This window comes from Enterococcus sp. S183_ASV_20, from assembly GCF_018919685.1.
GTDB classification, from domain to species: domain Bacteria; phylum Bacillota; class Bacilli; order Lactobacillales; family Enterococcaceae; genus Enterococcus; species Enterococcus faecalis.
Genome location: NZ_JAHLRI010000160.1, coordinates 1 through 758 on the forward strand (window position 1 = coordinate 1; position 758 = coordinate 758).

A 758-nucleotide genomic window follows, 5' to 3' on the forward strand; every position below is an offset into this window, starting at 1 on the left:
TCCTTAGACAGTTCTTTGTAAGTATTCGCATGTCTACTGCACCACTCATAACATCATATGCTAATTTATGAGCATTTATTTTCTGAGCAAATTCTATCAAGGTTCTATATTTGTACGTGGTAGCTAAATTGTCAACGTTTAATCGCTCTAAATTTAGATATTTCAACTCTGACACACGTTCTAAACGCTTTTTCCATTCATTAGGATATAAGGCTATGCCCATATTGTAACCATAATATACAGGTAAACATATCTTTCCAATCTTGATATGTTGATTATTTGAAAATATTTCAATACATTCTAGCTGTTCACGAAAACATTGCACTCCATTTTCATACTCTGAAATAACTTTGTAGGTCTGTACTTCAATTCGCTTACTTGTACTTAGAACAATCTGAAAACAATTACTTGAATCATAAAAGGTCAATCGAGAGTTCTTTCTCAATTTTTTCTCAATTATCCAATCGTGTTTTCTTGTTGAAGCAACAATGGTTTCATTTTTATTTTTCCATACATATGTCCGAAAAGAAGTGTAGCACCATTCAAAGAACGCTCTTGGCGGTTGTAATTTATTCTCTACATAGTCATTAGTATTCATTAAAAATCTTCCCCCTCAAACAAATCTATTTCGTTATTATTCTTGGTTTCTACTGGTTTTGGTCGCTGTATTTTTTGATTGATATAATCGCTTTTTATTGTCGCTTGTATTTTTGGCTTATCCGTTGGCAGTTCGTCAAGCGTATAATATTCTCTAACCC

The 758-nt window shown here is 32.5% G+C and carries 1 pseudogene; it reads right to left on the minus strand.

Annotation, left to right across the window (positions count from 1 at the left end):
- Positions 1–598, minus strand: a pseudogene (locus KQI94_RS16170) (hypothetical protein); the annotation flags it as partial.
- Positions 599–758 lie beyond the last annotated feature (160 nt).